Here is a 23,450-nt window from a genome sequence, read left to right as displayed (position 1 = left end):
GAGGCGGGGCACATCTTGGTCTAGTTATCGACGCGAAACGTTGGTGACTACCCCGCCAATGCCCCCGAAAAATTCTCGATTCCAAGAATCCCGACCCGAGTAAATCCATAGTCCGACAGACTCCTAGTGTCCGCCAGCACGCGCCTGGCGAATTCAGCAGGCCGGTCGTTAGCATTGATATAGCGGGCCACATCCCGCGACAGCGCGGTCGTGATCGCCGGCCGATAGGTAATCAGCTTGTCCTGCACCACCTGGCGCAAAGAGGCATCCACGCCGGCGCCCGGCGCGTAATTCCATCCCTTGTCGATGCCCACCGGCGCGCCGGTTTTGGGATCGGTCTCGGACCAGTCCGGATCGACTCGCTTGTCCGGATCGCCGCCCAGCCGCCGGGCGCCAGATTCGCTGCGGGCGCCGACCACGTAGCAATGACAGCCCCAGCCGTTGGGCGGGTAATGGGTTTTCCAAAACGGATGGTCCGGCGGCAGCGCCAGGCCGTTCCAGGCGAGGTGCAGGGGCCGGGGGTGCAGCACCGAATCCGAATGCCGGTACACCCACAGACCGAACCCGGCCTCGGTGAGCTGGGCGAAACGTCCGGCGGCGTAGGAGGCGGACAGGTTGGTGTTATAGATGACGCGGGTGCGCCAGGCCACGCCGGCCTTCGTACCCTCGCCGGTCCAGCCGGTCCAGCCGTGTTTAGCCACGATGGCCTCGAAGTTCTGGCGGAACCACTGGATCGACTTGCCCTCGCGGATCGCCTGCTCCACGGCGTTGTGCAGATCCGTGAGCAGGTCCGCCTTCTGCGCCCCGGCGACGATGAAGCCGCGGTCGTGCGCGGCACGCTCGATGCTGTCCCAACGCTCGGATGGCAGCTTCAGCTTCTGCCGGAAAAATGCGATCTGCTCCGGAAACGGCAGCCGGAAGGTGTCGCGACGCCCCCTCTCCGGCCCGCTCGGGGCGGCGGACGCTTCTGGGGCAGTAGGAGCGGCTCCGCCGCGATCCGGGGCGGGATCGAAGCCGACGCGGCCAGGGGAGACGGTCAGCAGCATGCTTAGGCCTCGATGCCTGCCGCCTGGACGAACAGCGCATCGAGCTGTTCGTCGGACAGCCCCAGCGCCCCCGCCAGGGAGAGGACCGAGAATAGGGCTCCCAAGAATCCTCCCACCGTGCTGAGTTCTCCCATAGCAAAACCTGGGGTGTATTTATTGATCATGTGACACTCCTTCAAAAGCCTTGTGCCCATTGGGGCGATCACAACCCCAGCGCTGATCGAAGCGGGGTCAAGTCCTCGTTCGTCCACCAGTTTTTCGCGAGCATTATCCTTAGATGCTCGCGGTTCCGTTCCAGACAGTCAGCCCATTCATCACCGTCCATATAGTCAGGCTGCCCACCATTGATGAGGTTCACACTATCCATCGCCGCAGCGTAATGATGGGCAATTTGATCCGGCGTTACATCGTTCATACTTGCGTTCTCCTAATCAGCCTGCCACCCAGTTGGTGCCGTTGTGGAAGTTTCAATCCACTCCCGGCTATTGAGCCGGGAGATACCCGCGACGCCGTCGCCGTCCCTGTCGGCCAGTTGCAGTTTCAATCCACTCCCGGCTATTGAGCCGGGAGATACTCGGCCGCTTCGCAGATGGGCTTGAGCGCTTGCCGGTTTCAATCCACTCCCGGCTATTGAGCCGGGAGATACTCGACACCCCGGCCGGAGCGGTGCGCTGCTACCTGTTTCAATCCACTCCCGGCTATTGAGCCGGGAGATACGATGACTGGGCGAGAGAGATTGATGAATATCTTGAGTTTCAATCCACTCCCGGCTATTGAGCCGGGAGATACATCGAACGCAAGGATGCCGGTGCGCGCACCGTCAAGTTTCAATCCACTCCCGGCTATTGAGCCGGGAGATACCTCTTAGGCGTAGTCGCGGGCGTCGCGCACCGCGAGGTTTCAATCCACTCCCGGCTATTGAGCCGGGAGATACGACATCGGCGACGCCGGGGCGCTGGTGCAGATAGAGTTTCAATCCACTCCCGGCTATTGAGCCGGGAGATACCTGCAGCGGCCCGAAAATGGTTTTCAGGGCCTGATTGTTTCAATCCACTCCCGGCTATTGAGCCGGGAGATACCGCTGCGCGTTCCGCCCTACCTGTGGCGGCCGAATGTTTCAATCCACTCCCGGCTATTGAGCCGGGAGATACGCGGCCCCGGCATGACGACCGTACGGGCCGTTCAGTTTCAATCCACTCCCGGCTATTGAGCCGGGAGATACTTCATCGCCCGCAATGCTCACCGGAAGGGTTCGCGGTTTCAATCCACTCCCGGCTATTGAGCCGGGAGATACGCACGACGTCCAGCCAGCGCTTGAGCTGCTTGCCGTTTCAATCCACTCCCGGCTATTGAGCCGGGAGATACCCGGCATTCCAGTTCATCGGCCGGATCCACGATGAGTTTCAATCCACTCCCGGCTATTGAGCCGGGAGATACGACCATTGCGCATCAAAATATGACCGTGGCGCATGGTTTCAATCCACTCCCGGCTATTGAGCCGGGAGATACGAAAACCACGCCTGCTATCCCTCCATCGCCCGCCTGGTTTCAATCCACTCCCGGCTATTGAGCCGGGAGATACCCGAGCGGCACGCAATCCAGGAGGCTGCGTAATGGGTTTCAATCCACTCCCGGCTATTGAGCCGGGAGATACATGAAGGTCCGGCATCATGCCCAAATCGCCGGCAGTTTCAATCCACTCCCGGCTATTGAGCCGGGAGATACGGCCGAGGTTCAGCTGGAGCGAGCGCAACTCATTGTTTCAATCCACTCCCGGCTATTGAGCCGGGAGATACTACCAACCCGACCAACGGTCGTCGAGCTGGAAGGGTTTCAATCCACTCCCGGCTATTGAGCCGGGAGATACCAATCGAGCGTCACCAGCCAGGTATCGGCCTCGGTTTTCAATCCACTCCCGGCTATTGAGCCGGGAGATACCGCCATCCACCACCGTCAGTTTTGGCGGCAAACGGCTTTCAATCCACTCCCGGCTATTGAGCCGGGAGATACCGGATAGTGCCGGCGCCATAATGTCCTGCAGGCAAGCTTTCAATCCACTCCCGGCTATTGAGCCGGGAGATACCGATCGGTATGGGACTACGTTCTCAAGCTCAGATTCTTTCAATCCACTCCCGGCTATTGAGCCGGGAGATACCCGCCTTTCGGCAACCCAATGATACATGGTCATTTTTCTGGCAGGAAGCGCGAGGTCCGGGAGAGCGCGCTCGTCTACGTGGCCGTGTTGGGCGGAAGCGGGGATGGAGGTCTGAAGGAACAGAGAGTTGGCATGCGCGCGAACCTGTCGGGTGTTTCGCATCGCTCGAGGTTCGCGCGGTTCGGCGGTCATACGATGAGGGTGTCGTCGAAGTCCGTGGCGCGGAAGCGGCCGAATTCCATCACGTGCTTGTCCAGCGGTTCGGGAATCCGGTAAATCCGCAGGTTGTCTTCGGCCTCGTTGATTTCGTCGAGCAACTGGAATTTGAGGGTTTCGAGCTGGGCCTGATCGACCCGGCATTCGAAAACCGATTTCTGTACGCGTTGTCCATGGTTCAGGCAGATTTTCGCAACCCGTCGCAGCCGGCGCCGGCCTGCCGAAGTTTCGGTCGATACGTCATAGGACACGAGTACCAGCATGGGTTTCCTTCACCGCTGAAGATAAGGGACGTAGGCCGGAACGTCCTGCCGCAGGAAGCGCGCCAGTAACCGGGCCTGGAGGTGCGGCAGCAGGCCGATCGGTGTGTCCTGCTGGAGCAGGGGATGCGTCAGGGTTTCCTGCTTGCGTCCCTGATAGGCGGTGATCACGGTTTTCCGTCCCTTGTCGTTCAGCAGGACGGCGCCGCCTTCGCGGCAGTCGAAATCGCCGGGCTGGATCTGGCCCCGGTTGATGAGTGTGAGGGCAAGGCGGTCCGCCAGCGGGGCGCGGAACTCTTCGAGGAGGTCGAGGGCCAGCGCCGGACGGCCCGGCCGCACGGCGTGGAGAAAGCCGAGCTGGGGATCGAGCCCGACGGTTTCCAGCGCGGAGCGGCAGTCCGCCAGCACCAGGGCATACAAAAAGGAAATCAACGCATTGAACGCATCGCGGGGTGGCCGCCGGCTGCGGGCTTCGAAGGGAAACTGCCCCCGAACGGGCTCGCGCATCACAGCGGGCAGCGATTCGAAATACAGCCGCGCCGCGTCCCCTTCGAAGCCGCGCAGGGTGTCTAGCGTTTCCGCCTGTGGCAGCTTGCGAATCTGGGTGGCCAGAATGCGGGCAGCTTTCACCAGGGTGTCGCGGTCGACGTCGGATTTGGCTTCCCGGGCGCCGCGCATCAGCACCTGCCGGCTGTTGCGCAATTTTCCCGCGACCATGGCGCGGGCAAGGCCGAGCGCGCCGTTGGCGTTCTCGGCGGCGCGGAATTGCGCTTGCCGCAGCAGAATGTTGCCGTTCACCGGCCCTTCAAGCCGGGCTTGGAAGCGGCCCGAGCGGTTCAGCCAGACCACGGATCGGCCGTCCTCGGCGCAGCGCCCGAGCAGGGCAGGGCTGAGCATGACGTGATCGAACAGGACGAGCGCGCCCAGATGATGCAGCGGCACTTGCAGGCGTTTCTGCTGTTCGACCATGACGCACACCGTTTCGCCTTCGAGGCGAAGATAGGCGTCGGGTGTGGTGACGTAGAGGGTGTTCTGGAAAACACTCATGACGATTTTCCTGTCTTATGGCAGTATTTCACGTACGTGTCATTTCTGTCGTCATCAGACAATGGGTTGGAAAGATGGATCGGCAAATCGTAAAAATCGGCCCAGGGGGACGGATCGTCATTCCGGCGGAAATTCGTTCGCGCCTGAACATCAAGACAGGCGACACCCTGGTTCTCACCGAATCGGCCGGTGAAATTCGGCTTTCCACCATTGAAGCCGGGACTCGTCACGCTCAGGTGTTGATCGGCCGTTATGTTTCGGCGGACGTCAATCTTGCCGACGAATTGATCGCGGAACGCCGAATCGAGGCCAAGCGTGAATAGTCTGGTGCTGGATGCCTCGGCGTTGCTGGCGCTGTTGCATTCGGAGGACGGAAGCGAGGAAGTCCGCCGTGCTCTCAAGACGTTGCGCTGCTTGATTTCCAGCGTCAATCTGGCGGAAACCGCTGCGAGACTCGCGGATCGAGGCGTGCCGGCGGAAATCGTGAGGGAGGCCTTGGCGGCGATCGATATGGAAGTCGTCGAATTTCGCTTCGTCCACGCCCTGCTTTCAGGAGAGCTGCGGCCTCTGACGCGCGGTTCGGGGCTGTCGCTTGGGGATCGAGCCTGTCTTGCGACTGCGAAAATTGCGGGGGCGGCTATCCTGACCACGGATCGCGCCTGGGCTTCCTTGGATCTGGGTCTGGACATCCGCGTCATTCGGTAGGCCATTCCATTCGCCCGGTCCAAGTATGTCCTGGTGGGCGCGGCATTCAGGCCGCGATTTTCGCGGGCTAAAGCCCGCTCCCACAGATCACTTGCCAGGGGTGTTTCGGGCCGCATCAATAATTCTCCGGCTCGAACAGGCTCTCCGCGGCCTCTTCGATCGCCGCATCGGCGCCGACCATTTCCGGCTGGCAAGCGTCTTTCAGCGAGCAGCCCCGACACAGCGCGGCATCCGTCGCAGGTGGCGGCAGCCGTCCACATTCCAGCATGCCCCGCACTTCCTCGGCCAGACGCTCGACCTTCGCCCTCAACTCGGGCGTGATGGGCACCAGCCGCCGGCGCCGGGACGAATGGTGGAACACCACGCCTTCAGGCACCTGCCGGCCGAACATTTCCTCCAGGCATAAAATCTGGGCCGCGACCTGAATGTCATCGTGTTCCTTCTTCCGTCTCGGCCCATGCTTGTATTCCACCGGCCGCGGCGTGCCGTCGGGCGAGAACTCGACGATGTCAGCCTTGCCGCTCAAGCCAAGCCGATCGCAGAACAACGGCAGAGCCTGCTCGATCCGGACGCCTTTTTCGCAACGGGTATCCGGTTCGTCCACGCGCTCGTGCACTCTCTGACCGCGCAGGGTGAAAATGTTCTCGGCAAAGGTCTGCTCCTGATGAATCAGCGCGCATTGCCGGGGGCAGTAGCTGTAGTGCTGGAGGGCGGAGAGGGGGATGGTTTCGTCCATGTCAGCCGGTGTTGGAGGGACGGTGCCGTTTCAGGAGGGATTCCGTAAAGAATTCCAATCGACGATTTTGATTTGCCCATTGGCAGCGTTCAACAAACCCCGATCGTTACTCCAGAATTCATTGCAACTGGCCTGTAAGGCAGTGGCGAGGTGCAAGGCATCCGGCGTCTTGATGCGATGGCGCACCCGCAAGTCTGTGGCACGCTCGAAGACAGCACGATCCAGCGCAACCATCTCGCAATGGTGGAAAAAAATTGTGTACCGATTGAGAAAGTCTCTCCGATCGTCCTTTAGCGCCTTGATACGGGCTTCCATACGCACCAGCTCGCTTCCGACGACCCACTTTCCCTTGAGTGCGTGGCGGAGCAAGCTTTGGTCTTCGGGCTCGCCTTCGATCAAATCGATAACCAGACAGGTATCCAGGTAAACGCGGCTCACGGCGCGTTTCCCCAGTTCTCACGCTCTTCCTGCACTTGCTCAGCGATGTCGGAGCGACTACGGCCCGCGGTGTTGAGAGGCAGAGTCGCGAGGAATTCGTCCAGATTGCCACAGACCGGCTCACCAGCCCGTTCGTCGTAAAGCACGATGACTCGCGCCCGCCCCTCGCGCGCATCGATCGGCAGTTTCAAATGAATTTCGTGGTCGTGGCCAATGATGGTTTCAAATTCTAAAGCTTGCATGGCTGTTCTCTCATTTTGTTCGGACCGAATGATCGGACAGTGGGGGCGTTATATCCTGACTGCCGTGCCTGGTTGCTCAGTCCACCCGCCGAATCAATCTCACTCCTGCCGGCAATTCGGCTTCCCTAACGTCAACTACGTAATCGATGAAACTCCGAGGCACGGCGACGTCTTCCTTCAGTTTCGGCACGATGCGGTCGAACAGGCTATGCGCGTGAGCGTTGCCCAGCTCGGACTCGTGCTCGAACACGTAAAGTCCGCGTGTGGCCATCTCCCCTCGGGCGGCGGAACGGTCGTGCTCGAACATGTTTTCCAGCGCTTGCCACAGCAGTTCCAGATCGTTTTCATCGAAGCCGGTCTGTTTGGCCAGAAACGCTGAAACGAAACCGTGGGCCATGTACAGACCATAAGGCACGGTGTGCTTGCGGCCCATGGTGCGGTTGTCGCCGTCCTGCTTCTCGGCCTCCGCCTCGGTCGCGACGGCCATGCGGGTGATCGAGTGCTCCTGGGCGATGATCGGATCGAGCGAACGGGCGAAGGTCAGTTGCACCGGGCCGCGCACCTGCCCGCAATTGATGCCGGTGGACATGACCGCGCCGAAAGTCCGGACGTCATAGAAATTCTGGCACATCCAGGTGCGGGCCTTGTCTACGCTGTCGCCACCGCCCTTGCGCTTTTTTTCCTTGCCGGATTTTTTTTGCGTCGCCTCCTCGGCTGCCGCTTCGGTTTCTGCCTCTGGTTCGGCGTCGAGCTTCAGGGCGGAATAAGCCCTTTGATGCTGGAGGTTGAGGATGGCCTTTTCGCGCACGTAGATTTCAAAACGCTTCTCGCCGGGTTCGGGGTCGCGTTCAAGCTGGTCGTGCTTCATGGCGACGAAGTTCCGGATTTTTCGCTTGATCGAGACATCGGTCACCAGGCCGTGGCCGGTCTCCGCGTCGATTCGTGGCAAATTGCCGGCGTCGGGATCGCCGTTGGGGTTGCCGTCTTTGACGTCGAACAGCAGGACGAAGTCGTAGCGGTGGTTCAAGCTCATGGCGTGTTCTCCTGATGGTCCTTGAAAGAGATGGGATAGTTTGTGGGAGGGGGCTTCAGCCCGCGATCGGGGCAGTGGGTCGCGGGCTGAAGCCCCCTCCCACAAGCAGCCGCTCCCACAGGGAAAGTCATTTGGCAAAGAAGGCTTGGCGCTGGTGGTAATAACCGAGCGCAAACCGGCCTTGCTCAGGCAGGCGTAGTTGGCGCGGGATTTCGTCGACTTGATTGAGTACTTGGCCGATGTAGTTGTCGGGTGTGTTGTCGCTGAATGCCCGGTAGAGCATTTTGCGTCCCTTTTCGTCCAGCTTGCCGATGTGGTGCGTGGCGAGTTTCAGCAGCAGGGGAAACACCGTGGCCGGAGCGCTGGATGCCGCACCGTAGTAACGGTCGCGAATTGTGGCATTGATGCCGGGATTGGCTTCCTCCTGGATTTTCTCCAGCACGGCGAATAACCGTCCCATGCGGTAGGCCGCGTCGGTATTTTGGGGATCGAGCATGACGTCAAACTCCTTCTCGGGCGTGGATGAGTTTCTGTTGTCGCGGCGGATGCTCCGGTTCAGCCAGGCCTTCAGCGCCGCCGCGCGGGGATAGGTCACTTTCTGTTCCGCCCGGCAGCGCTGCACGGCGGCGTTGAGCAGGGTAGTGGGATAAGGCAGGTCTTCCAGGATGGCGCGGACGATATCTCCGCCGAGATTGGGCGGGATGTTGTCGGCCTTGCCTTGCACGGCGACCGAGGTCAGCAACCGGAATAGCGACAAATGCTCCGCCTCGTAGTCCGCCTTGGCGATGCGGATGTCGTCGAAATGGCGTTTCAGCCTTCGGGCGAGTTCGTAAGCCGGTGCGGTTTCCCAAAAGCGGATGCTGATTCGGGCGGCATTGGGGGCCAGTCCCAGCACGTGGAAGCGGGTATCTGCCTCACCGATGGCGAAGTTGCCGGATTCGACGGACTGGTACAGTGCCTTTAGAGCGTCGGTACCGCGGTCCGGCTGGTCCTTGGGCGGCTCGCCGAACAAATCCGCCGCCATCGTTTCCAGGTCGTGAGGCTGTTCCGCCCAGAAAACGGTGGAAGCGTCACCGATCTGGATGCGTTGGCGGGAACCTTTCGAGAGCAAATGGTTCAGTGCGGTGGTATAGGCGAAAACAGCGGGTTTGCCGACTGGAGCATTTGCCCCCTGCTGCTCGGTTTTGCCGTAGGATTCAAAAGCGCGGCAATTGAACGAAACGATGTTCTTCTGAGCGGGTGAGCCTGGTTTGTCCTTAACGCCTTTAATCGCCGGATGCAGGCGTTCTATTGGTGCAATGGCGCCAGTAACCAGACAGATTCCGGAAGGCGATTCCCCGTCCGCGTTTTTCGTACCCACCGCCACCATCGCCACGGCAGAACGCTGGCAGATCAATTCCACATCGCCGTGCAAGCGGAAACTCAGGGTGGGGTTGGTCGCAAGGACGTCGTTCCAGGCGGGATGATTCTCCAATGGCGCGATATCCCGCCGGTCGAGAAAATTCCGGACGGCGACGATACCGGGGTCGGATTGCGCAGATTCCGGCAGTTCGTCGAGCCGGCTCCGGAAAGCCGAGTGCTGCTGCACGATTCGGTCCGGATTGCCGCGAGTATCCACGCCGAGGACATATTCCGCCGTATCCCAGAGGAGATTCGCAGCTACGCCCGAGGTTTTCTTGACGCCCTGGGGTACGAGAAAGCGCTGAGCGGTCTTCTTCTTGCCGTCTCCGGTACGGGTGTCGGCCAGGTTGACGAAACGGCCTTCGCCGTCGATTTCGATGATGAATGGAATTTCCTTCTCTTCCAACCCATAGGCGGGCAAGCGATCCTTGGGATCGTCCGAGCGCTGCTTGCGTTGGTAATAGTCATGCAGGGCTTGCAGAATCATCCTCGCACCTCTTCGCTGTCGAGGCCTGGGATTTCCACCGAGCCATCTTTGATCTCCGCACGGAAGAACAGCGGCCGGGGATCGGCGGGGTCGGCGAAATCGAGGTCGTAAAGCATGTATCCGAGGTCGCGGGGCCGGCCGAGTCCCAGATCGGCCCGGCTGCGTTCATCGAGAGGCGGACGGTCTGGAGGTTCGGATTCGGGGGCGGCTATGAAACGGAACTGGGCTGAAAACTCCCGGCAGCCGAGATAGGGCTGGTTGACGCATTGGCCTTTCCTGGCCCGCCGTTCGAACATTTCCTGGTACTTGACCGGTGGGTTGCCCGGTCCCGCTTCCGGCTTGACTTCCAGATCGGCATGGATGCGGTATGCCACATCGCGCAGGAACAGCCCGGCGCGCTGTTGGCGTTCGTCTTCGATGAATTGCGCCAGGCTGCCGCCGCCGTTGCGCATGGCGGTTTCAACGTTGCGGCTGGATATCCCCCCGGAAACTTCGTTGCGCCGGAGGTTCATCCAGCGGATGGGCTTCAATACCTCGATGCGTCGCACATGCCACCGAATGGCTGGTTTCCACAGGATGGCTTCGAATACCGCACGGGCAGCGGAGGGTGTCATCACGTCATAGCTCACCCGCTCCACCTTCATTTCCGGTCGTGTGAAGCAGGCGAAATCGCCTGAGACTTCAAGGCAGTAGGTCATTCACGACTCCTTAAATCGTGTTCCAGATCGTTTGGCATTCCTGTGGGAGGGGGCTGGAGCCCGCGACTGGGGGTTCGGGAGATTCGTCGCGGGCTGAAGCTCGCTCCCACAAGATAATATATTCGGTCATGCCAGCCACACCTGCGAACAAAGGCTTTGTGCATCTCCCAGTACCAATCCCAGTTCCTCGGAGTAACCCAGGTCACACGTTTGCACAAACCAGCCAGGTTGCCATTCCTCCACGTCGCCGGTGCGTTGCCGCTCCTGCACTTCCCGCTTGTGTACGGTAACGGTATAGCGCTGAAGCTTTCGCATCAACCAGCGTTCCGGGCCGTCTTTGCGCAGCTTGCCAAGCAGTGTGTCCAGCGTATCGTCGTTGCCAGCGGGGCCGCGATAGCGCACGACGACCGAAGCGGTGTCCTCATCGCGGATCAGACGAAACTTCTCGGCCGCGCTACGGAAATTCACGGCAAGGGATTGCCCATCGACCTCGAGTAGCTTGCCGATGCCGTGCTCGTCGAGGTCGCAGGCGTAGTAGAACTGTTCGAAGTACCTGGCGAACGACGCCCGGTCCAGCGGATCGTCGATGGTGTCATGAAGCACGCTGCGGCTGGTGTCTTCAGCCTTGCGCAAATGGCCGGGCGGGGCGGGGTTGGGGGGGACGAACACGATGACTTCGCCTCGTTTCAGCAGACCTTCCCGGTTACAGCGTCCCGCTGCCTGAGCGATGGAGTCCAGCCCGGCCAGCGCCCGATAGACCACCGGAAAATCCAGGTCGACGCCGGCTTCCACCAACTGGGTGCTGATGACCCGCACAGGTTCTCCGGACTCGAGGCGCTGTTTGACGCGGCGTATGACGTCCGAACGGTGCGCGCCGCACATCAGGGCGGAGAGATGGATCGTGCCCTCGGGCATGAGCTTAAACAGCTCCCGAGCGTCCTTCCGCCGGTTGACGATGCACAACACGCGGTGCTGCGTTTGCAGTTCCGAGGCCAATTCTTCCCAAGTCACCGGGGTACGACGGTCCACCGGAAGTTTCACGTCCACCCGTTTCAGCGCCCGGTAAAGCTGGTCCGGCTCCTCGACATGAGGACCGCCCGCCATCAGTTCGCGAACGTGTTCCAGCCCTCGCAGATTCTGACGGGGATCGAAATATTCGCGCGTGGACAAGGCCGGCTGAGTGGCGGTGGACAGCACGATGCTCACCCCGTAGTGCCGGCTCAACAGATTGATGACGTCGAGGATGGGCTGCAGGAATTCCGGCGGCAGCATCTGGGCTTCGTCCAGCACGACCACGCTGTCGACGATGTTGTGCAGCTTGCGGCAACGGGAAGTGCGGGCGGCGAACAGGGATTCGAAGAACTGGACGTTGGTGGTGACCACGATGGGCGCATCCCAGTTCTCGCAGGCCAGCCGGCTCCTGAGCGTTTCCTCGTTCGGGTCGGATTCGGCGTTGCTGTGATGTTCCACCACCGGATCGGGCTCCAGTCCTCTGAATACTGAGCGGTACACGTCCGCGGTCTGTTCGATGATGCTGGTGTAGGGGATGACATAGATGATACGGCGCTTGCCATGGCGTCGGGCATGTTCCAGGGCGAACGCCAGGCTGGACAGGGTCTTGCCGCCGCCGGTAGGCACGGTGAGCGAGAACAGGCCGGGTGTTTCGGCTCCTTTGGCGCGGCATTGCCGCAAGATATCTGCCCGCAGCCGGTTGACCGGCGTCAACGGCCCTTGCTCCGCCAGCCGCTGTGCCAGCGCGTCCATGTGAGCGTCGAAGCATTCCAGCAGGGCGGGAATTGCCGGATACCCGCCCCGCCGCGCGCTCCTGCTTTCGTCCATGAACGCCTCGGTGTCGAGAAAATCGGCGTCCACCAGGCAGGAGAACAGCATTCGCAGCCAGAGGGCGAAACCGGCCGTGAGGCCGGGAACATGGCGCAGGTCGGCATTGAAGGCATCGGCGGCGGCGAGCAGCTCGGCGCGCGGCACGGCCGCCAATGCTTCATCCAGTTCGCTTCGGGCATTCTCTCCGTCCAGCCGGATTTGCAGACCGCCGTGCCAATCGTGGAGTCCGGCGTGATGGCCGGCGATCAGATAAGCCAGGACCCGTCCGGGCTTGCCCAGTTTGTCGCAGGCCAGCAGGGCGCCTGCCGTGGAATGGGGCGCCTTGCCGGCTTCGCCGGTGATGTGGGCCGCCGGGTCGTAGCCGCTTTGCTTGCGGATATAGTTCTGGAAGGGGGGGCGGAATTTCCCGAGGTCATGCCACAGGCCGGCCAGCCGGCCCCATTCTTCCGCGCCGAACGCCGCGGCGAAGTCGCCTGCCAGGCGGCCGACATCCCGCAAGTGCTCGTCGAGCGGGTGGAGATGCCAGTCGCCGTTTTCCTCCTGCCGGCAATGGGCGATCGGCGGTTGTGTCACGGTATCGCCCTCCTCCTCATCCCTCCCACCTCACGCCACGCCGGCCTGACCCCGCGCCGGATGAACGTCGGGATGTCGTAGTCGTTCCAGCGATCGGTGAAGGTCGAGCCTCGGGGGCTGGAAGCTGCGCTGGCCTGGGCGCAACAGGGAAGGGAGGCCTGACGGTACGGCGGGACATGCGTTTCACGGCCGCAAGATATTGCTTTCATCGATCTGCTCCTGGTTGAGGAAAGAGGCAGGGTGGAAGATGCGGCGCCTACTGCCTCATGGCGTGAGGCAGTGAAAAATTTTTTTCAATCCCGGTAGAGCGCTGCCATGTCGGCAATGGCGGCTCGTACCCGCCGGCGCAGCGTTTGCGGTTCGAGCACTTCCACTTCGGCGCCGTGCTTGAGAATGTCCATGACCAGCTCGCGGTCGTCGGCATAAGGAACCGTCAGCAGATAGCGTCCGGCCTCGTCCCATTCGCCGTGCTGCCGGGGATGCCAGATTTCGCGGCTGACCCATTGGGCCCGTTGGGGGGTGAAGCGCAGTCGGGCGTATTGTCCGGCCGGACCGGAAAAAATGCCGTAGCCGCTATCGAGATGGGCGTCGAGGCTGGCCGGGTCGATGTCCACGGCTGGCTCGGGGAGCGCCTCGACGGTGGTCATGGCATCGACGGCGAAGCGGCGGAGGGCGTCGCGCAGGTGGCACCAGGCATCGAGGTACCAGGCGCCGCGGTGATGGGTGAGGCGCTGGGGCGAGACGATCCGGCTCAGGGTGGCGCCGGTTTCCCGGTTGAAATGGCCGATGTGCAGCCGGCGCCGTTCGAACGACGAGCGCCTGCAAGCCGCCAAGGCGTTGATCGGTTGAAATGGCCGATGTGCAGCCGGCGCCGTTCGAACAGGGCGGTCGCAACCGGCTGGAAGTGGCGCTGTTCGGCGGTGCGCTGGGCGGTCTGGAGGATGCGCACCCGCTTTTCGATGTCGCCCACGCTGCGGTCGCCATGTTCCAGCAGGCCGTTGAGGCGGTCGAGCAGGGGGCGCACGTGCGGTTCGAGCAGGCCGGGCTGGAGTTCGGCCAGCAGCCGGCGCATGGTGAGCAGGGCGTGGATTTCCGAGGCGTTGAACCACAGGCCGGGCAGCTCGTGGCCGGTCCGTCCGTCGGGTTCGCCGAGCCGGTAGCCGCGCAGTTCGCGGTCCCATTCGATGGGAGCCTTGAGCCGCTCGCGGAGGTATTCGAGATCGCGGACGAAGGTGGCACGCGAGACGCCGAGGACGTCGAGGAATTCGCGGAGCGGCACGGTGCGCCGCTCGCGCAGCATCTGTTCGATCCGGTAGAAGCGCTCGGTGCGGTCCATGCGGCCGGAGCCCGGGTCCGCGAAGGGTGCTTCGGCTCAGCCGAAGGTGTAGTGCTTTCTCACCGGTACGTGCACGTCCCAGGTGCAGGACAAGCCGGTCGGGAAGGTGACCAGGTCGCCCTTGCCGAAGCGGACAGGCTCGCCGCCTTCAGGGGTGACGGTGACCTCGCCTTCGAGAATGTAGCAGGTTTCGCTTTCGTCGTAGGTCCAGGGGAAGGAGGAGACGCCGCAGCTCCAGGTCGGCCAGCGCCTGACGCCCAGTTCGCCGAGACGGGTTTCCGGGGGATTGTTTTCGACTTTGATCGTGGACATGGGGTTAACTCCTGTCATCGAGTGGGAGGGCGCTGAAAATCTAGCCCAAATGTTGCGCCTGCGTCGAGATTTCAGCGGGTGTTGCAGGGACAGATGGGGGTAGCTCTAGCCTGCGTCCGATCGAGGGCTGAAGCCCTCTCCCACGAACGGGTTGGAGCGCCGCTCCTCGCCGAAGGTCGAGGTCGGGCCGTGGCCGGGGATGAAGGTTACGTCGTCGCCCAGCGGGAACAGCCGCTCGCGGATGGAGCGGATGAGGGTATCGTAGTCGCCGCGGGGGAAGTCGGTGCGGCCGATCGAGCCTTTGAACAGGACGTCGCCGACCAGGGCCAGCCGCTGGCCGCGATGGAAGAACACCACGTGGCCGGGCGTGTGGCCGGGGCAGTGCAGCACCTCCAGGGTCTCCGCGCCGAAGCTCACGGTGTCGCCGTGCTCCAGCCAGCGGTCGGGGGTGAAGACCGTCGCCCGCGGCAGGCCGAACATCAGGCATTGCTGGGGCAGGGTTTCGATCCAGAACTCATCGTCCCGGTGCGGGCCTTCGATCGGGATGCCGAGGCGCGCGGCGAGAGCGGCGGCGCCGGCGGCGTGGTCGGCATGGGCGTGGGTCAGCAGGATCTTACTCAGGGTGAAGCCGGCGTCCTCGGCGGCGGCCATGATCCGGTCCAGCTCGCCGCCGGGATCGACCACGGCGCCCAGGCCGGTGGCCTCGCAGCCGAGGATCGTGCAGTTCTGCTGGAACGGGGTGACGGGGATGACGACGGCTTTCATGCGGCTGTTTTCGGGCGGGTCCGGAGCGGCCATGGTAATCGAAAACGCGGCCGACATGGTTTCGATCCGGCGGTGCACGCATAATGCACTGTTTACTGGTCCTGGGAGCCTACGCATGATCCTGAAACGCCTGACGTTCATCGCCGGCTTGCTCGGCGCATCGTTCTCCTTCGCGGCCGAGCAGGCAACCGTCCGCATCGGCACCTTGGCGACCGGCACCGTCAACTGGGAGGTGGCGGCGATGCGCCACGGCGGGTTGGATAAAGCCAATGGCGTGGTGCTGGACGTGACGGTGCTGGCGGGGCCTGATGCCGGCAAGATCGCCCTGCAGGGCGGCAGCGTCGACGTGATCGCGACCGACTGGATATGGGTGGCGCGGCAGCGGGAGAAGGGAATGGATTACAGCTTCGTGCCCTATTCCAGTCATCAGGGCGTGGTGATGGTGAAGGCCGATTCCGCCCTCCGGACCCTGGCCGACCTCCAGGGCAAGCGGCTGGGCGTGGTCGGCGGCGGCCTGGACAAGAACTGGCTGCTGCTCAAAGGCGCGGCCCAGCAGAAACACGGCATCGATCTGGCGACCCAGGCCGAGCCGGTGTTCGGCGCCCCGCCGCTGCTGGCGCAGCAGCTCAAGCAAGGGCGGCTCGATGCGCTGCTCACTTACTGGCATTTTGCGGCCAGGCTGGAAAACGAGGGTTTCCGCCGCCTCATCGACGGGAAGGACGTCTTGCGCGAACTCGGCGTCGATCCCGGGATGGCCAGCCTCGGCCTGGTGTTCCGCGAAAGCTGGGCGCGCGCTAACGGGGCGGCGCTGGAGGGGCTGCTCGAGGGCATGGATGGCGCGCGGGACGCATTGTGCACCTCGGATGCAGCCTGGGCGAAGGTCGCGCCTTTGAGCGGCGAATCCCGGCCGGAGGTATTGGCGGCCTTGCGCAAGGGCTACTGCGAGGGCCGGATCACCGAGACCGGCGCGGCCCAGGCCGCCAGCGCGGAAAAGGTCTATGCCCTGTTGCGGCGATTCGGCGGAGCCGAGTTCGCGCAAGGCGGGGCAGGGCTGCCACCCGGCGTGTTCTGGTCCGCGCCGGTCCGGTAGTTCAGCGCTTCCACAGCCAGGCCGCTCCCCGCACTCCGCTGGAATCGCCGTAGCGGGGCGGCACCAGCTTGGTGTCGACTCGGTCGGAGAACACGTATCGCCCCCATAGGCGGGGCACGTTCGCATACAGCCGCGTGCAGTTGGACAGTCCGCCGCCCAGCACGATGACGTGCGGGTCCACGATGTTGATGACGTGGGCCAGCGCGCGGGCCAGCCGGTCCTCGTAGAGCGCCATGCTGCCGCGGCAGGTCGAATAGCCCAGCTCTGCGCGTTCGGCGATGGTCCTGGCGTCCAGGGACTCGCCGGTCCGGCGCTCGTGGTCGCGGGCGAGGCCGGGACCGGACAGGAAGGTCTCGATGCAGCCGCTCCTGCCGCAGTAGCAGGGCGGGCCGGGGCGCTCGACGCCCTGAGGCCAGGGCAGCGGATTGTGGCCCCATTCTCCCGCGATGGCGTTGGCGCCGTTGAGCAGCCTCCCCCGCACCACGATGCCGCCGCCGACGCCCGTGCCCAGGATCACCCCGAACACGATTTCCGCACGCGCCGCGGCACCGTCCACGGCTTCCGACAGAGCGAAGCAGTCGGCGTCGTTCGCCAGCCGTACCGGCCGGCCCAGCGCCCGCGCGAGGTCTTCCCGCAGGGGCATGCCGTTCAGGCACACCGAGTTGGAGTTTTTCAGCCGCCCCGTCGCCGCCGACACCGCGCCCGGCGTTCCTATCCCTACCGTGCCCCTCTCGGCCAGCTCGTCCTCGGCTTCCTCGACCAGCTTCACGATGGTCCGGATCGTTTCCGGGTAATTGCCCTGAGGCGTATCGGTGCGGCGGCGGCGGAGCAGCTCCCGGCCGTGGGAGGTCAGGGCGATCAGTTCGACCTTCGTTCCCCCGAGGTCGACACCCAGCAGTAAGCTCATGAAGTCAACGTGTCAATCAAAAAAACCGTGAGGGTAGCCAGTACGGGCGTTCATGCGCAAGCGGCGGAGAGGGAAGACCCGGCGGGCGTGTAGTACCATGCGGGCCAAAAGCCCGGCAGGGCGTCCAATAATTAAAATAAAGTAAGGGAGGGGGTATGCAGCACTTGCGCGAATGGCTCAGCGACTGGTTCAGGCGGATTCTTCCCAACGCCCAGGCCGTCTCGTTTGCGATTCTGCTAGTGGTCGGCTTCATCGTCGTGGTCAGCCTGGCCAAGATGCTGATACCGGTGTTCGCCGCCGGGATCATCGCCTACCTGCTGGACGGCCTGGTGGAATTCGGCGAGCGCAAGAAACTGCCGCGGCTGGCTTCGGTGTTCCTCGTCTATCTCCTGTTCCTCGCGCTGCTGCTGGTCGTCTTCGTCGGCCTGCTGCCGCTCTTGTACCAGCAGACCCTGCAACTGATCGAGCAGGCGCCGAGTTGGGTGAACCGCGGGCAGGTGCTGATCATGGAACTGCCGGAGCGCTATCCGGACTACATCACCCAGGAGCAGGTGAACGACCTGATCGGCGCGATCCGGGCGGAACTGATCTCCTACGGCCAGTCTATGCTGACCTATTCCTACGCCTCCCTGGTCAGCCTCATCACCGTGGTGGTCTATTTCATCCTGGTGCCGCTCCTGGTGTTCTTCTTCCTGAAGGACCGGGACCGCATCCTGGGTTGGTTCACCCAGTACCTTCCGCGCGACCGCAACCTGTCCAACCGCGTATGGAAGGAGGTCGACATGCAGATCGGCAATTACGTGCGCGGCAAGTTCGTCGAGATCGTCATCCTGTTCGCGGCCAGCTTCGTGACCTTTTCCGTGATGGGGCTGAACTATGCCCTGCTGCTCGCCGTGTTGATGGGGCTTTCGGTCATCATCCCCTATGTCGGCGCGACCCTGGTGACCTTCCCGGTCATGATCGTCGCGTTCTTCCAGTGGGGCGTCTCCGACGATTTCTGGTACCTGATGCTGGCCTACGCCATCATCCAGGCATTGGACGGCGTCATGCTGGTGCCGCTGCTGTTTTCCGAGGTCGTCAATCTCCACCCCGTGGCCATCATCGTGGCGATCCTGTTCTTCGGCGGCTGGTGGGGATTCTGGGGCGTGTTCTTTGCCATCCCCCTGGCCACGCTGGTGAAGGCGGTGCTCAGTGCCTGGCCCAGGCTGGGGGAAGGCGAGATGCCCGCCGCCGGCGGACAGTAGTCGCGCGGCTCAGAGCGTATCCGAGGCGAAATCCGCCAGCCGCGAGCGCTCGCCCCGGCGCAGGGTGATGTGGGCCGCGTGCGGCCATTGCTTGAAGCGGTCGACGACGTAGGTGAGGCCCGAGGTGGTGCCGGTGAGGTAGGGGGTGTCGATCTGGCCGATGTTGCCGAGGCAGACGATCTTGGTGCCGGGGCCGGCGCGGGTGATCAGGGTTTTCATCTGCTTCGAGGTCAGGTTCTGGGCCTCGTCGAGGATGATGTAGCGGTTCAGGAAGGTGCGGCCGCGCATGAAATTGAGCGATCTGACCTTGACCCGGTTGAGCAGCAGGGTGTTGGTCGCCGCCCGTTCCCAGGCGCCGGCGTTCTCGTGGCTGCTGAGCAGTTCCAGGTTGTCGAGCAGCGCGCCCATCCAGGGCGTCATCTTTTCTTCCTCCGTGCCGGGCAGGAAGCCGATGTCCTCGCCCAGCGGGATCGTCTCCCGGCTCATGATGATTTCGCGGTACAGCTTCTGGTCCAGGGTCATGACCAGGCCGGCGGCCAGGGCCAGCAGGGTCTTGCCGGTGCCGGCGCTGCCGAGCAGGGTGACGAAATCGATGTCCGGATCGAGCAGGACGTTGAGGGCGAAATTCTGTTCGCGGTTCCTGGCCTGGATGCCCCAGACGGCATGCTGCGACGTGCGGAAGTCTCGGGCCAGCTCGATGACGGCGCTGCCGTTCTCGCGCCGGCGCACGATGGCTTCGAACTGCGATTCGTCGGCCAGATAGAGGTACTGGTTGGGGAAGAAGTCCTTCACCAGCGGGCCGTGGACCCGGTAGAAGGTCCGGCCGCGCTCCTGCCAGGATTCCATCTTGCCGCCGTGGCTGTCCCAGAAGTCGGACGGCAGCTCGATGGCGCCGCTGTAGAGCAGGTTGACGTCGTCCAGCACCTGGTCGTTGTGGTAGTCCTCGGCCCGAAGGCCAAGCACCGTGGCCTTGATGCGCATGTTGATGTCTTTCGACACCAGCACCACCTGCCGGTTGGGGCATTCTTCGGACAGCGCCAGGAGGGTCGCCAGGATCGAGTTGTCTGGAATGTCGCCGGGCAGATTGACCGGCAGCGAGGCGGCGAGGCGGCGCGTCTGGAAGAACAGGCGGCCCTGGCAACGTTCGTCGATGCGGCCGGCGTAATCCGTCCGCGTCAGCGGGATGCCCTGGTCGATGTCGTCCAGGGCGGTCAGGTGGACCAGTTCGTCGAAGAAGCGGCTGGCCTGGCGGGCGTTCCGCGCCACGTCGGACAGGCCCTTCTTGCCGTGATCGAGCTCTTCCAGCACGATCATCGGGATGAAGATGTCGTGCTCCTGGAAACGGAACAGCGAGGCGGGATCGTGCATCAGCACATTGGTGTCGAGCACGAACAGCTTGCGATCGGCGGCGGGCGTCATGAGGCGGATTTCCCTTGAGAAGCGATCAAGCGGAGGTGTTCGCGGCGAGCCCTGCGACGGCTCGGAGCACCTCCTCGGCATGCCCTTTGACGCTGACCTTGCGCCATTCGGCGGCGAGCCGTCCTTCGGCGTCGATCAGGAAAGTGCTGCGCTCGATGCCTCGCACCTGTTTACCGTACATGTTTTTCAGGCGGATGACGTCGAACATCTGGCACAGCGCCTCGTCGCCGTCGGAGAGCAGCTCGAACGGAAATTCGTACTTGCAGCGGAAGCGTTCGTGCGATTTCAGGCTGTCGCGTGAAACCCCCGCGATGTCCGCGCCGAGTTTCTGGAACTCGGGGTAATGATCGCGGAAATCCTGGCCTTCCTGGGTGCACCCCGGCGTGCTGTCCTTGGGATAGAAGTAGAGGACCAGGTGGCGTCCGCGCCGTGCGGACAACTGGAACGGCTCTCCGGCGGTCGATTCGGCATGGAAGTCCGGCACGGGTTGTCCGATCGTCGGTGTGCTCATGGGAAAGCTCCTGTGAAAGAACGGCTTTTAGCGCTTGACCGGCTCCAGGATGGCATCGAGGTTTTGCCGGTCGCAGAATTCGACGAATTCGTCCCGCAACGGGATGATTTTCATGGTCGGCGGGATCATCACGGTCAGGTGCGCGATGAACATCGGCGTTCCGCTGTAGGGCGCGGGCGGGCGGCTGGTGCTGACGTCCAGAATCTTGATGTGGCGGGCGACGAAGAAATCCGCCAGTTCGAACAGGTGGCTGCCGCTCTCGCCGGCCACCACGTCCACGGCGTAAGGAATCGCATCCTCTTCCCGGGTCTTGTCCTCGGGCACCCGCAGCATGTGGATCTTGAGTGCGTAGCGCGCGGCCAGATTTTCCAGCGCGCTTTCGAACCGGGCGATGTGGTTCCAGTTGCCTTCCACCATCAGATGGCCGGCGAATTCGGTGCCGAGTTCGGTCATGCGGCTTTCGAGCAGGGTGCATCGGCATTCGCTCACCACCTGGCTGATTTCGGCGATCAGGTTCAGGCGGTCGGCGCCCAGTATGGTTGCGACGATTTGCATTCGGTGAGGGTTGGGTTCGTTGTGCGGGAGTTTGGCGGGAAGTTTACCACGTCATGCCGGGCGCTCAGGCGGTCCAGGCGACCAGCCCGTAACGGGCCGTGGCCAGCACGACCAGACCGAAGGCGATCCGGTACCAGGCGAAGATGGTGAAGTCGTGTCCGCCGATGTAGCGCAGCAGCCCGCGCACGGCGAGGAAGGCGCTGACGAAGGCCGCCGCGAAGCCGATCCCGAAGGAAGACAGGTCTTCCGCGTGGAGGATTCCCCCGGTCTTGTAGAGGTCGTAGGCCGTGGCGATGAACAGCGTCGGGATGGCCAGGAAGAACGAGAATTCGGTGGCGGCCCGGCGCGAAAGCCCCAGCAGCAGGCCGCCGATGATGGTGGCGCCGGAGCGCGAGGTGCCGGGGATCATCGCCAGGGTCTGGAACAGACCCAGCTTGAGCGCCAGGCGCCAGTCGATGTCGTCGAGGGATTCCACCCGCGGGGGGCGTTTGCGCCGTTCCACCCAAAGGATGATCAGACCGCCCAGGATGAAAGTGGTCGTCACCGTGGTGGAGTTGAAAAGGTGGGCCTTGATGGCCTTGCCGGCCAGGAGTCCCACGACGCCGGCGGGGATGAAAGCGATGACGAGGTTCATGACGAAGCGGCGGGCCTGCCGGCTGTGGCCGAGGCCGAACAGCAGCTCGATGAGCTTGCGCCGGTATTCCCAGCACACGGCGAGGATCGCCCCGGACTGGATGACGACCTCGAAGAGCTTGCCGCGGTCGTCGTTGAACTTGAGCAACTCGCCCACGAGAATGAGATGGCCGGTGCTGGACACCGGCAGGAATTCGGTCAGGCCTTCGACGAGGCCGAGGATCAGGGCGTTGAGCCAGTCGGGAAGCAGCATGGCGGAACCGGATGGGTAGGGAAGAATTTGGAATTGGCCGGGATCAGTCTTTCGGCGCGGGTGCGGCTGGGGCCGGGCGCTCGCGCAGATAACCGATCACCAGGGGCAGCACCGAGACGGCGATGATCGACAGTACCACGATGCTGAAATTGTCCTTGACCCAGGGAATGTTGCCGAAGCCGTAACCCGCTCCGACCAGGAGCCCCACCCAGAGCAGGCCGCCGATGACGTTGAAACTGGCGAATTCCACGTACCGCATGCTGCCGACGCCGGCCAGGAAGGGCGCGAAGGTCCGCACGATCGGCACGAAGCGGGCGATGATGATGGTCATTTTGCCGTAGTGCTCGAAATAGCTGTGCGTGCGCTCGATGTGTTTCCGGTCGATGAAGCGCAGGAAATCGCGGTCGTGGAGCTTGTATCCGAAGAAATTGCCTGCGAGATAGTTGACGGCATCGCCCACGATCGCCGCCGTGGCGAGGACGAGGCCCAGGGTCGAGACGTCCATGGCGCCGGTTGCCGCCACCGCGCCGGCGGCGAACAGCAGCGAATCGCCGGGCAGGAAGGGGAGGACGATGAGGCCGGTTTCGCAGAACACGACCAGGAACAGGCTCAGGTAGATCTGGCTGCCGTGGGCCGCTGCCAGCTCCGGCAGATGCCGGTTGAGATGGAGGATGTAGTCCAGATAACTGGTCAATTCAGGCATGATGGTCCGAGTAGGGGTAAGGTCTTGGAAATAGGCTCGAAACGGCGGATTCGGGGCGGGAGTCGCGACTAGGAATCGATATCGGAGACCCTGTATGATAGTTCATCTCGTGTGGTTCCGATCGTTCCCTTGTCCGCTCTCAGCCCCTTGCCCCCAACGACCGAATCCTTCTATCGACCGGGCGCGGTGATCCTGCTGCTGGTTTCCGCGGCGCATCTCGGTCTGTGGCTGGCCTGGCGGGAGATGAAGCGGCTGGAACCGGCGCGCGTGCCGCAGCAGGCCATCGAGGTTTCCCTGCAGATGCTGGCGCCGAAGGCGCAGGAACCGGCGGCATCTCCCGCGCCGGCGCCGACCGCGCCGCCGAAGCCGGTGACTCCGCCCAAACCGAAACCCGTCGCCAAGCCCAAGCCGGTGGCCAGGACTTTGCCCAAGCCGCTGCCGGTCAAGCCCGCCGAGGAGGCGTCCGCCAAGAGCGAGTCCGCCAGCGCGCCGCCGCCCGAAAGCGCGCCGGCTGCCCGGGCCGACGGCGGCGGCGCGGGGCCGGCGGCCGTCCCGCCTTCGACGCCCGCGAACTTCAGCGCCAATTACTTGCACAACCCCGTGCCGGAATACCCGGCGTTCGCCAAGAAGCAGCGCTGGCAGGGCAAAGTCATGCTCAAGGTCCACGTTTTGCCGACAGGGCTTCCGGCCGAAGTCGAGCTGCAAGGTAGCAGCGGCCACGACATTCTCGACGAGTCCGCGATGGAAACCGTCCGCCGCTGGCGCTTCGTCCCGGCCACCAAGGGCGGCAAGGCGGTCGCGAGTTGGGTCGTGGTGCCGCTGGAATTTTCACTCTCTCATTAA

27 protein-coding genes and 1 CRISPR repeat array are annotated in these 23,450 nt (G+C 63.1%); of the genes, 5 read left to right on the top strand and 22 right to left on the bottom strand.

Going from position 1 to position 23,450, the window contains the following annotated elements:
* Nucleotides 1–47: 47 nt before the first annotated feature.
* The 5 genes from ABZN20_RS10500 to cas1c all read right to left on the bottom strand — a co-directional run bounded on the left by ABZN20_RS10500 (nucleotide 48) and on the right by cas1c (nucleotide 4,724).
* Nucleotides 48–1,046, bottom strand: a complete 999-nt coding sequence (locus ABZN20_RS10500) for a phage minor head protein (protein WP_367025216.1) — start codon at nucleotides 1,044–1,046, stop codon at nucleotides 48–50.
* Between the two features lie 2 nt (nucleotides 1,047–1,048).
* Nucleotides 1,049–1,210, bottom strand: coding sequence for a hypothetical protein (locus ABZN20_RS10495; protein WP_367025215.1), 162 nt, complete (start codon nucleotides 1,208–1,210; stop codon nucleotides 1,049–1,051).
* 38 nt (nucleotides 1,211–1,248) lie between these two features.
* Complete coding sequence (locus tag ABZN20_RS10490; RefSeq protein ID WP_367025214.1) at nucleotides 1,249–1,461, bottom strand: hypothetical protein; 213 nt, start codon at nucleotides 1,459–1,461, stop codon at nucleotides 1,249–1,251.
* 49 nt (nucleotides 1,462–1,510) lie between these two features.
* Nucleotides 1,511–3,201: direct repeats of the CRISPR family, unit length 37 nt; unit sequence GTTTCAATCCACTCCCGGCTATTGAGCCGGGAGATAC.
* 188 nt (nucleotides 3,202–3,389) lie between these two features.
* Complete coding sequence (cas2, locus tag ABZN20_RS10485) at nucleotides 3,390–3,680, bottom strand: CRISPR-associated endonuclease Cas2 (RefSeq protein ID WP_218807778.1); 291 nt, start codon at nucleotides 3,678–3,680, stop codon at nucleotides 3,390–3,392.
* 9 nt (nucleotides 3,681–3,689) lie between these two features.
* A complete protein-coding gene (gene cas1c / locus ABZN20_RS10480; protein WP_367025213.1) occupies nucleotides 3,690–4,724 on the bottom strand; it encodes a type I-C CRISPR-associated endonuclease Cas1c in 1,035 nt (344 codons plus the stop codon).
* A gap of 17 nt (nucleotides 4,725–4,741) precedes the next feature.
* Here cas1c and ABZN20_RS10475 point away from each other — a divergent pair, with 17 nt between their 5' ends.
* Both ABZN20_RS10475 and ABZN20_RS10470 read left to right on the top strand, forming a co-directional pair.
* Nucleotides 4,742–5,047: an AbrB/MazE/SpoVT family DNA-binding domain-containing protein gene (locus ABZN20_RS10475; RefSeq protein ID WP_367025212.1), complete on the top strand. Its 306-nt coding sequence runs from the start codon at nucleotides 4,742–4,744 to the stop codon at nucleotides 5,045–5,047.
* Nucleotides 5,040–5,429 carry a type II toxin-antitoxin system VapC family toxin gene (locus ABZN20_RS10470; protein WP_367025211.1) on the top strand — a complete coding sequence of 130 codons (390 nt, stop codon included), beginning with the start codon at nucleotides 5,040–5,042 and terminating at the stop codon, nucleotides 5,427–5,429. Before ABZN20_RS10475 ends, ABZN20_RS10470 begins: the two co-directional genes overlap by 8 nt.
* Nucleotides 5,430–5,544: 115 nt before the next feature.
* On the opposite strand, the gene cas4 is transcribed toward ABZN20_RS10470, so the two are convergent.
* From cas4 to ABZN20_RS10415, 11 genes are all read right to left on the bottom strand, one after another.
* Nucleotides 5,545–6,165 carry a CRISPR-associated protein Cas4 gene (gene cas4, locus ABZN20_RS10465; RefSeq protein ID WP_367025210.1) on the bottom strand — a complete coding sequence of 207 codons (621 nt, stop codon included), beginning with the start codon at nucleotides 6,163–6,165 and terminating at the stop codon, nucleotides 5,545–5,547.
* 30 nt (nucleotides 6,166–6,195) lie between these two features.
* Nucleotides 6,196–6,603 carry a type II toxin-antitoxin system VapC family toxin gene (locus tag ABZN20_RS10460; protein ID WP_367025209.1) on the bottom strand — a complete coding sequence of 136 codons (408 nt, stop codon included), beginning with the start codon at nucleotides 6,601–6,603 and terminating at the stop codon, nucleotides 6,196–6,198.
* A complete protein-coding gene (locus ABZN20_RS10455; protein ID WP_367025208.1) occupies nucleotides 6,600–6,845 on the bottom strand; it encodes a hypothetical protein in 246 nt (81 codons plus the stop codon). The genes ABZN20_RS10460 and ABZN20_RS10455 overlap by 4 nt, the downstream gene beginning before the upstream one ends.
* 76 nt (nucleotides 6,846–6,921) lie before the next feature.
* Complete coding sequence (cas7c, locus tag ABZN20_RS10450; RefSeq protein WP_367025207.1) at nucleotides 6,922–7,878, bottom strand: type I-C CRISPR-associated protein Cas7/Csd2; 957 nt, start codon at nucleotides 7,876–7,878, stop codon at nucleotides 6,922–6,924.
* 127 nt (nucleotides 7,879–8,005) lie between these two features.
* On the bottom strand, nucleotides 8,006–9,766 hold the full coding sequence (gene cas8c / locus ABZN20_RS10445) for a type I-C CRISPR-associated protein Cas8c/Csd1 (protein WP_367025206.1): 1,761 nt from the start codon (nucleotides 9,764–9,766) through the stop codon (nucleotides 8,006–8,008).
* Nucleotides 9,763–10,464, bottom strand: coding sequence for a type I-C CRISPR-associated protein Cas5c (gene cas5c, locus ABZN20_RS10440; RefSeq protein ID WP_367025205.1), 702 nt, complete (start codon nucleotides 10,462–10,464; stop codon nucleotides 9,763–9,765). The genes cas8c and cas5c overlap by 4 nt, the downstream gene beginning before the upstream one ends.
* A 126-nt stretch (nucleotides 10,465–10,590) precedes the next feature.
* Nucleotides 10,591–12,879 carry a CRISPR-associated endonuclease Cas3'' gene (locus tag ABZN20_RS10435; protein WP_367025204.1) on the bottom strand — a complete coding sequence of 763 codons (2,289 nt, stop codon included), beginning with the start codon at nucleotides 12,877–12,879 and terminating at the stop codon, nucleotides 10,591–10,593.
* 293 nt (nucleotides 12,880–13,172) lie between these two features.
* Complete coding sequence (locus ABZN20_RS10430) at nucleotides 13,173–13,712, bottom strand: helix-turn-helix transcriptional regulator (protein WP_367025203.1); 540 nt, start codon at nucleotides 13,710–13,712, stop codon at nucleotides 13,173–13,175.
* The gene (locus ABZN20_RS10425; protein WP_367025202.1) at nucleotides 13,631–14,215 is read right to left on the bottom strand and encodes a helix-turn-helix transcriptional regulator; all 585 of its coding nucleotides are present in this window, start codon (nucleotides 14,213–14,215) and stop codon (nucleotides 13,631–13,633) included. The genes ABZN20_RS10430 and ABZN20_RS10425 overlap by 82 nt, the downstream gene beginning before the upstream one ends.
* 36 nt (nucleotides 14,216–14,251) lie before the next feature.
* On the bottom strand, nucleotides 14,252–14,527 hold the full coding sequence (locus ABZN20_RS10420; protein WP_218807767.1) for a cupin domain-containing protein: 276 nt from the start codon (nucleotides 14,525–14,527) through the stop codon (nucleotides 14,252–14,254).
* Between the two features lie 105 nt (nucleotides 14,528–14,632).
* A complete protein-coding gene (locus ABZN20_RS10415; protein WP_367025201.1) occupies nucleotides 14,633–15,349 on the bottom strand; it encodes an MBL fold metallo-hydrolase in 717 nt (238 codons plus the stop codon).
* 58 nt (nucleotides 15,350–15,407) lie between these two features.
* Here ABZN20_RS10415 and ABZN20_RS10410 point away from each other — a divergent pair, with 58 nt between their 5' ends.
* Complete coding sequence (locus ABZN20_RS10410) at nucleotides 15,408–16,382, top strand: ABC transporter substrate-binding protein (protein ID WP_218807765.1); 975 nt, start codon at nucleotides 15,408–15,410, stop codon at nucleotides 16,380–16,382.
* A 1-nt stretch (nucleotide 16,383) separates the two neighbouring features.
* Here the strand turns inward: ABZN20_RS10410 and ABZN20_RS10405 are convergent, their stop codons facing one another.
* The gene (locus ABZN20_RS10405) at nucleotides 16,384–17,289 is read right to left on the bottom strand and encodes an ROK family protein (RefSeq protein ID WP_367025200.1); all 906 of its coding nucleotides are present in this window, start codon (nucleotides 17,287–17,289) and stop codon (nucleotides 16,384–16,386) included.
* Between the two features lie 155 nt (nucleotides 17,290–17,444).
* Between ABZN20_RS10405 and ABZN20_RS10400 the strand changes: the two genes are divergently transcribed.
* Nucleotides 17,445–18,533 (top strand): AI-2E family transporter, encoded by a 1,089-nt coding sequence (locus tag ABZN20_RS10400; RefSeq protein WP_218807763.1) that lies wholly within the window; start codon nucleotides 17,445–17,447, stop codon nucleotides 18,531–18,533.
* 9 nt (nucleotides 18,534–18,542) lie between these two features.
* On the opposite strand, the gene ABZN20_RS10395 is transcribed toward ABZN20_RS10400, so the two are convergent.
* The 5 genes from ABZN20_RS10395 to ABZN20_RS10375 form a co-directional block, all read right to left on the bottom strand.
* On the bottom strand, nucleotides 18,543–19,952 hold the full coding sequence (locus ABZN20_RS10395; protein WP_218807762.1) for a PhoH family protein: 1,410 nt from the start codon (nucleotides 19,950–19,952) through the stop codon (nucleotides 18,543–18,545).
* A gap of 25 nt (nucleotides 19,953–19,977) precedes the next feature.
* Entirely contained in the window at nucleotides 19,978–20,463 is a 486-nt protein-coding gene (locus ABZN20_RS10390; RefSeq protein ID WP_218807761.1) for a peroxiredoxin, read from the bottom strand.
* Between the two features lie 27 nt (nucleotides 20,464–20,490).
* On the bottom strand, nucleotides 20,491–21,018 hold the full coding sequence (locus ABZN20_RS10385) for a glycine cleavage system protein R (RefSeq protein WP_218807760.1): 528 nt from the start codon (nucleotides 21,016–21,018) through the stop codon (nucleotides 20,491–20,493).
* 64 nt (nucleotides 21,019–21,082) lie between these two features.
* Entirely contained in the window at nucleotides 21,083–21,904 is an 822-nt protein-coding gene (locus ABZN20_RS10380; protein WP_218807759.1) for an undecaprenyl-diphosphate phosphatase, read from the bottom strand.
* Between the two features lie 43 nt (nucleotides 21,905–21,947).
* Nucleotides 21,948–22,607 (bottom strand): DedA family protein, encoded by a 660-nt coding sequence (locus ABZN20_RS10375; protein ID WP_367025199.1) that lies wholly within the window; start codon nucleotides 22,605–22,607, stop codon nucleotides 21,948–21,950.
* Nucleotides 22,608–22,736: 129 nt separating this feature from the next.
* On the opposite strand from ABZN20_RS10375, the gene ABZN20_RS10370 reads away from it, so the two are divergent.
* Nucleotides 22,737–23,450 carry an energy transducer TonB gene (locus ABZN20_RS10370; protein WP_255556582.1) on the top strand — a complete coding sequence of 238 codons (714 nt, stop codon included), beginning with the start codon at nucleotides 22,737–22,739 and terminating at the stop codon, nucleotides 23,448–23,450.

Source organism: Methylococcus sp. ANG (assembly GCF_040730495.1).
In the GTDB taxonomy this organism is placed as follows: domain Bacteria; phylum Pseudomonadota; class Gammaproteobacteria; order Methylococcales; family Methylococcaceae; genus Methylococcus.
The sequence above is the reverse complement of the archived record's forward strand: the minus strand, read 5'-3'. Positions and strand labels throughout refer to the sequence as shown.